The sequence below is a fragment of the Legionella gratiana genome (genome assembly GCF_001467695.1).
GTDB classification, from domain to species: domain Bacteria; phylum Pseudomonadota; class Gammaproteobacteria; order Legionellales; family Legionellaceae; genus Legionella; species Legionella gratiana.
Map to the genome: position 1 here is coordinate 1,311 of NZ_LNYE01000029.1, position 5,797 is coordinate 7,107.

A 5,797-nucleotide genomic window follows, 5' to 3' on the forward strand; every position below is an offset into this window, starting at 1 on the left:
CGCAATAGACTTTTTAGTTCTTTGCGGACACACGCATAGTGACGCGGAATATCAGCCTACAAATAACTTAATAGTAAAGGCTGGCGCAGCAGAGTACTGTAAGCCTACGATACAAGAATTAATAACACTTTAGCATCTTGAAGACGGTAGTTCTATTTGGCTTCGTCCAATATGGATTATAAGTTCGTCTATTATGGATTATAGAAATGAGAGGGACGAAAGGGACAAGTGGGGCATCCGCGTCATTACTGGGCTAGACACGTCCCTACCTTATTTTTCAACCATGGGACGTATGGGACACCTTCATTTTTAAAGAGATTTTCAGTATCAATCAATATCATTTGATAACACCTCTTTTAATTCGAACTTTTTTGCTTGACAGAGTTTTAGCAAACCAGCAATACTCTGGTCGAGCTTGAAGTTAAAGCCAAACCTGCTAACCATTCCTAATGGGCAGGAAAGAGTCGCAAGCATCGCTTAACTGTTTAATACAGTGTGCTGTGTTTGTTAAATAATATTAATCAAAGGATTGCATAATGAAAAATACATTAAAAAGTCAGCTCTATGCTGAATGTATTATGATACGGAGGTTTCCATGTCTTCACCAAAAACAACTCGGTTACACCTCTTAAATGAATTTGAGTTAGCCCCCTAATCAGCTCTTTTCAATCAACAAACCATTGCCGCAGTTCTTGGTTGTTCTACTCACTTGCTTGAACGTAATCGTTGGGCTGGTGGCGGTGTCCCCTACATCAAAATTGGTCGTAAAGTTCTCTATCGCAAAAGTGATGTTCTCGAATATATTCAACAGAAAATTTATAGCTCAACAAGTCAACAAAGCTATTCATAGCACACATCAACTTGTCTGGAATTAAATATCAGCAAAGGTTGCCTTGTGTCGTCTTTGCAAGCATATGTTGGAGAATATTATGAGCAACAATCAAATCATAGCCTTTGATGCAAAAGTCAAACAAGCAGACCATCAATCGCAAATAACCTACTGTGACTATGCCGGTGGCAAGTTTCATATAAACAATAAGGGCGTATTTTATTTGGGCATAGATAAAGATGGCAATGAACTTGCACCACGGTGGATCTGCTCGCCACTATACGTAACTGCAAAAACGCGTGACGCGCATAATGGTGAATGGGGTCGCTTATTAGAATGGCAAGATGATGATGGTATAACACACCAATGGGCAATGCCACTGGCCTTATTACAAGGGGATGCCTCAGATGTACGGCGTGAGTTAGTTCGATTAGGTTTAACCATGTCGCCAGGTCATCATGCACGGGATTTATTAACATCTTATGTGCAAGTCTTTCCGGTAGAAGCGCGAGCACGTTGTGTAGATAAGCTAGGTTGGCATAACAAAGTATTTGTTACACCTAAGCATGCTATTGGCCAATCGGAAGAAAAAATCGTTTTTCAAAATACCAACGCCATTGAATCATCACTATCAACCTCAGGGAGTGCTGAAGAATGGAAAAATTCTATAGCCAAGCTTGCCATAGGTAATTCAAGACTGGTGTTTGCTATTGCCAGTGCCTTTGCTCCAACCATTGCAAGACTTGCTGGTGAAGACTCTGGTGGTTTTCATTTTCGGGGTGCTTCATCTTCTGGCAAAAGTACGGCACTGAATGTGGCTGCATCGGTATGGGGTAAACCTAATTCATATATACGCTTATGGCGTGCCACTGCTAATGGCTTAGAAGGATTGGCAGCAATGCATAACGATGGCTTATTGATTCTTGATGAGCTCAGTCAGCTCGAGCCTCGAGAGGCGGGTGAAGCTGCTTATCTGCTTGCAAATGGCCAAGGTAAAAATAGAGCTTCAAAGTTAGGTACGCTCAAAGCAGCGAATAAGTGGGCTTTGATATTTCTATCTGCAGGTGAAGAGTCTCTTGCTACCTTAATGGCACGAATTGGCCAGCGTTGTAATGCAGGGCAAGAAATTCGTTTAGCGGATATTGAAGCTGACGCGGGTTGTGGCATGGGACTATTTGAAACCTTACATCAACAACTAAGCCCAGCTAGCTTTGCGCTAACGCTTAAGAACTATTCAAGCAAGTATTATGGGGCAGTGGGTGATGCATGGCTACAGTTTGTGGTCACAAACCAAGATTAGTAAGTTTTATGAGGTATGATTTAGGATATTTTGATGAAAAGACATGTAAATTGGAACCTTTACCTAATCCTTTTGGGTCTAAAGTGTTACCTATGTCTCCGGTATAATTTGTAACCGATGTCTTCGGAATAGACCTGATTTTATTGGTGGGCCCACTAGGACTTGAACCAGGACCAACGGATTACGAGTCTGTAAAATATGGGTTTTAGCACGTTTTATCAAATTTTAAATTCTTTTAAAAACCTTTTAAAATCAACGTTTATAAGCCATAATTTGCCATATTGAAATTTATTTAGTTTTAAATAAAGTGTCTACATGGCGTCTACATGGAATTTTAGGGGTAAATTATGGCGGAAGCTGAAAAGGGTATTAAATTAACCAAAACTATTGTTGATAAACTCGAACATATTCCCGGTAAAACCCAAACATTTTATCGTGATAATGATTTAAAAGGTTTTGCTTTAAGAGTTACCTCAGGTGGTGTTAAAAGCTTCATCATTGAAACCAGAATCAATGGCAAGGTAAAAAGAGTGACTTTAGGCAAATACGGCAATTTGACGGTTGAAGAAGCCAGAAAGCAAGCTAAGAGTCTTTTGGGAAGTGTGGCCAGAGGTGATGATCCCATTGCGGAAAAAAAACCAAAAAAGTTCATGCCATGACATTACAGCAGGTATTGAATGACTACCTCAAAGCAAGAAAAGATTTAAAGCCACGTACCTTAAACGATTATCAATGTGTGCTGCATGAAGTTGTGCCTGATTGGCTTGATAAACCGCTGATTAATATTACCCGAGAGATGATTGCCAAACGGCACACCAAACATGGCCAAGCAAATAGTAAAGCACGCGCAAATAATGCCATGAGGGTATTAAGAGCTATTTTTAATTACGCCATGTATGAATATCAAGACGGCAATGGCCATCCGATTATTACCATTAACCCGGTCAAATACCTATCACATACCCGGGCATGGTATCGAGTGGATCGAAAACAAACGGTTATCAAACCTCATCAATTAGCTGACTGGTATAAAGCAGTCATTGTGTTGGTGGAGACAGACAACTACCGCAACGCTTTACTGTGGCATGATTATTTTTTATTACTCTTATTCACCGGTATGAGAAAGATGGAAGCAGGCTCTTTGCGCTGGAAGGACATTGATCTTAAATCCAAAACAATCACCATCCAAGACACTAAAAACCATGAAATCCACACATTACCTATGTCTGACTTTGTTTATGAGTTAATGGAACGCAGAAGCCGAAATAAAACTAGTGAATTTGTATTCCCAGCGGAAAGTAAAACGGGTTATATCTATGAACCTAAAAAAGCGGTGAATAGGGTAGTGGAGTTATCTAGCGTACCATTTACTTTGCACGACTTAAGACGAACTTTTGCTACTGTTGCCGATAGTTTGGACTTACCGGCTTATGCTTTAAAACGTTTGCTTAATCATAAAATGAATAATGATGTTACAGCAGGGTATATCATGAAAGATGTTGAACGATTGAGGAAGCCCATGCAACAAGTAGCTAATTTTTTACAGGAACACATGACAGCGATAGTTGAGATATGAACATCAATGAATTGATAGAACATTGGAAGCATATCTCATCGGTGATACGTGAGCCCCAAAATGCAGATGAATATGATCAGTTAGCTGGTTTTCTCGATAAATTGCTGGATATTGTTGGGGAAGATGAATCTCATGAATTAATCGGCCTGATAGATGTTATAAGTGCAATGATCTCCAAGTATGATGATTCTCATTTCTAATTGTTACGCCAGCTACTTTTATTGATTAATTTCATGAGCCTAAATCAATTTACAAATATCAATCTAAGCTCATAGATTATAAAGTTATGGTTGCTGATAAGATTCTATACGACTGGCTAATGCAATCACATTCTCTTTAATCTGAGGGCTAAATTCCATGTTTGCACACTCAAGTTCACGACTAAACGTTGGGTCATACCATTTTATTTTATAGACATAGCCACTTTCTTTGGTTCCTTTGACAAGTATAACCGTCGGTCTATTTTGAACGTCATAAGAAACCAGCTCTTTAATGAGCTCAACACCTAATCCCGATAATTTTCTATTATGCTCTGAAAACGCGCAGCTACCAATTCCATTTTTATCAAAAAATTGTACCGCTCCATCCCATCCATCACCACCATCACCATTTTTTACCGATTTATATGCACCATAGGGAGCAAAACCAATGCTAATGTCCATATCTTCCGGTGGAACACCAACAAATGTATATGCAAGTTTTAGATCAGTACTGGAGTCTCTAATATGAGTGCTTTCTGCGGAAAGAACTCCATTGTATTTTTTCTTTTGGTAAGCTGCGGTATTTTTTAAATCTAATAATTCCTTTGCTCTGGGTTCATTGTCATTAACATAACCATTTTTTTGTTGTTCATCGTTCATAACTAGATACTCTCGCATTTTCTTTGCCAAATGAGCATCGTTTGCATCTTTAATATTCATGCTATTAATATATTTGTTCGCAGTGACAATATTTATTTCATTATATTCAGGTATTTCAATACCTGCTTTAGCAAGAATTTCTTTGTTTTTTTTATTTATTTCTTCTTTTGTTAAAGCTTGCTCATTGCTTGCTATTACACTAAAAGAAAATAAAGCAGTGATCCCTGCTACTAATAATTTGCTATTCATTTTTATTCCCTTTATCGCTTGTACTTATTAATAATCCCACCAGCCATTATAAATGCTACAGTCGCCAACAGACGTTGTATCAAATGGTATTCTTCCATTGCCATAGTCACTTAAATAATGATACCCGGAAACTACCCATCTGTGATCGTTTAATGGGGCTTCATTCCAATGAACAGCTGCTTGCCTCCAAGTAACAGCATATCCTGTATCAATAAGATGACCTCCTCCATAAATATTGGTATGAGTACTTACAACACGCCAATCATAAGAGTGACCAAGCCACCAAGTTATAGATTCATTATTGATACAATTTGCTCGACTATGGACAGTCGTAGCGGCTAATCCTGCATTTGCTATATTTATTTGTGAGCCAAATAATAAAGCTAAAACGATTATTTTGCTTTTCATCTATCTTCCTTTTTCCATTTTAAAGCGCGGATAGGATAACGCAAATTTATAAAATAGACAGTGTGAGCAAACTATATTTCCTATTCAAATGGAATTAAATTCATTAAAAAAATACTTGGGACGAAGGGGGCAAGTGGGACATCCGCATCATTTCTGAGCTAGAAACGTCCCTACCTCGTTTTGTAATTTTGGGACGTATGGGACAAAGTACATTTCTTCACTTAAATAATAACACAACAATCGATTGTAAATTCGCAGTTCGCGATTCGCGAATTGCGAATTTGTGCTATACTTTATTTATAGAGGTCGCATTGGAACGATAAATGTTAAAGCCACAAGACATCGTGATATTGTTAAAAATATTAGCTAGTGAACATCCAGAGCAATTACTTCAAAAAGATTTGGCAACATATCTTTGCATGAGTGCTTCTGAAGTTCATGAAGGGATGAAGCGATTGGAATTATCTGGATTGATTGCACCTGTATATCGCAAATCTGAAGAATCTAATTCAAGTAAAACTATTCGGATGCCCATACAAGCCGCTTGTGAGGAATGCTTGATTTACGGTGTAAAA

General features: G+C 38.3%; 3 protein-coding genes and 4 pseudogenes. 5 read left to right on the top strand and 2 right to left on the bottom strand.

What is annotated here, in order from left to right:
* Positions 1-595 precede the first annotated feature (595 nt).
* From Lgra_RS18350 to Lgra_RS12955, 4 genes and pseudogenes are all read left to right on the top strand, one after another.
* Positions 596-850, top strand: a pseudogene (locus Lgra_RS18350) (helix-turn-helix transcriptional regulator).
* 79 nt (positions 851-929) lie between these two features.
* Positions 930-2,123: pseudogene (locus Lgra_RS12945) on the top strand (DUF927 domain-containing protein); the annotation flags it as partial.
* 353 nt (positions 2,124-2,476) lie between these two features.
* Positions 2,477-3,705 (top strand): annotated as a pseudogene (locus Lgra_RS12950) (tyrosine-type recombinase/integrase).
* Entirely contained in the window at positions 3,702-3,905 is a 204-nt protein-coding gene (locus tag Lgra_RS12955; RefSeq protein WP_058499697.1) for a hypothetical protein, read from the top strand. The pseudogene Lgra_RS12950 and the gene Lgra_RS12955 overlap by 4 nt, the downstream one beginning before the upstream one ends.
* 84 nt (positions 3,906-3,989) lie before the next feature.
* On the opposite strand, the gene Lgra_RS12960 is transcribed toward Lgra_RS12955, so the two are convergent.
* Together Lgra_RS12960 and Lgra_RS12965 are read right to left on the bottom strand one after the other, a co-directional pair.
* Positions 3,990-4,814, bottom strand: a complete 825-nt coding sequence (locus Lgra_RS12960) for a hypothetical protein (RefSeq protein ID WP_058499698.1) — start codon at positions 4,812-4,814, stop codon at positions 3,990-3,992.
* Between the two features lie 27 nt (positions 4,815-4,841).
* A complete protein-coding gene (locus Lgra_RS12965) occupies positions 4,842-5,222 on the bottom strand; it encodes a hypothetical protein (protein ID WP_058499699.1) in 381 nt (126 codons plus the stop codon).
* A 323-nt stretch (positions 5,223-5,545) separates the two neighbouring features.
* Between Lgra_RS12965 and Lgra_RS12970 the strand changes: the two are divergent.
* Positions 5,546-5,797 (top strand): annotated as a pseudogene (locus Lgra_RS12970) (hypothetical protein); the annotation flags it as partial.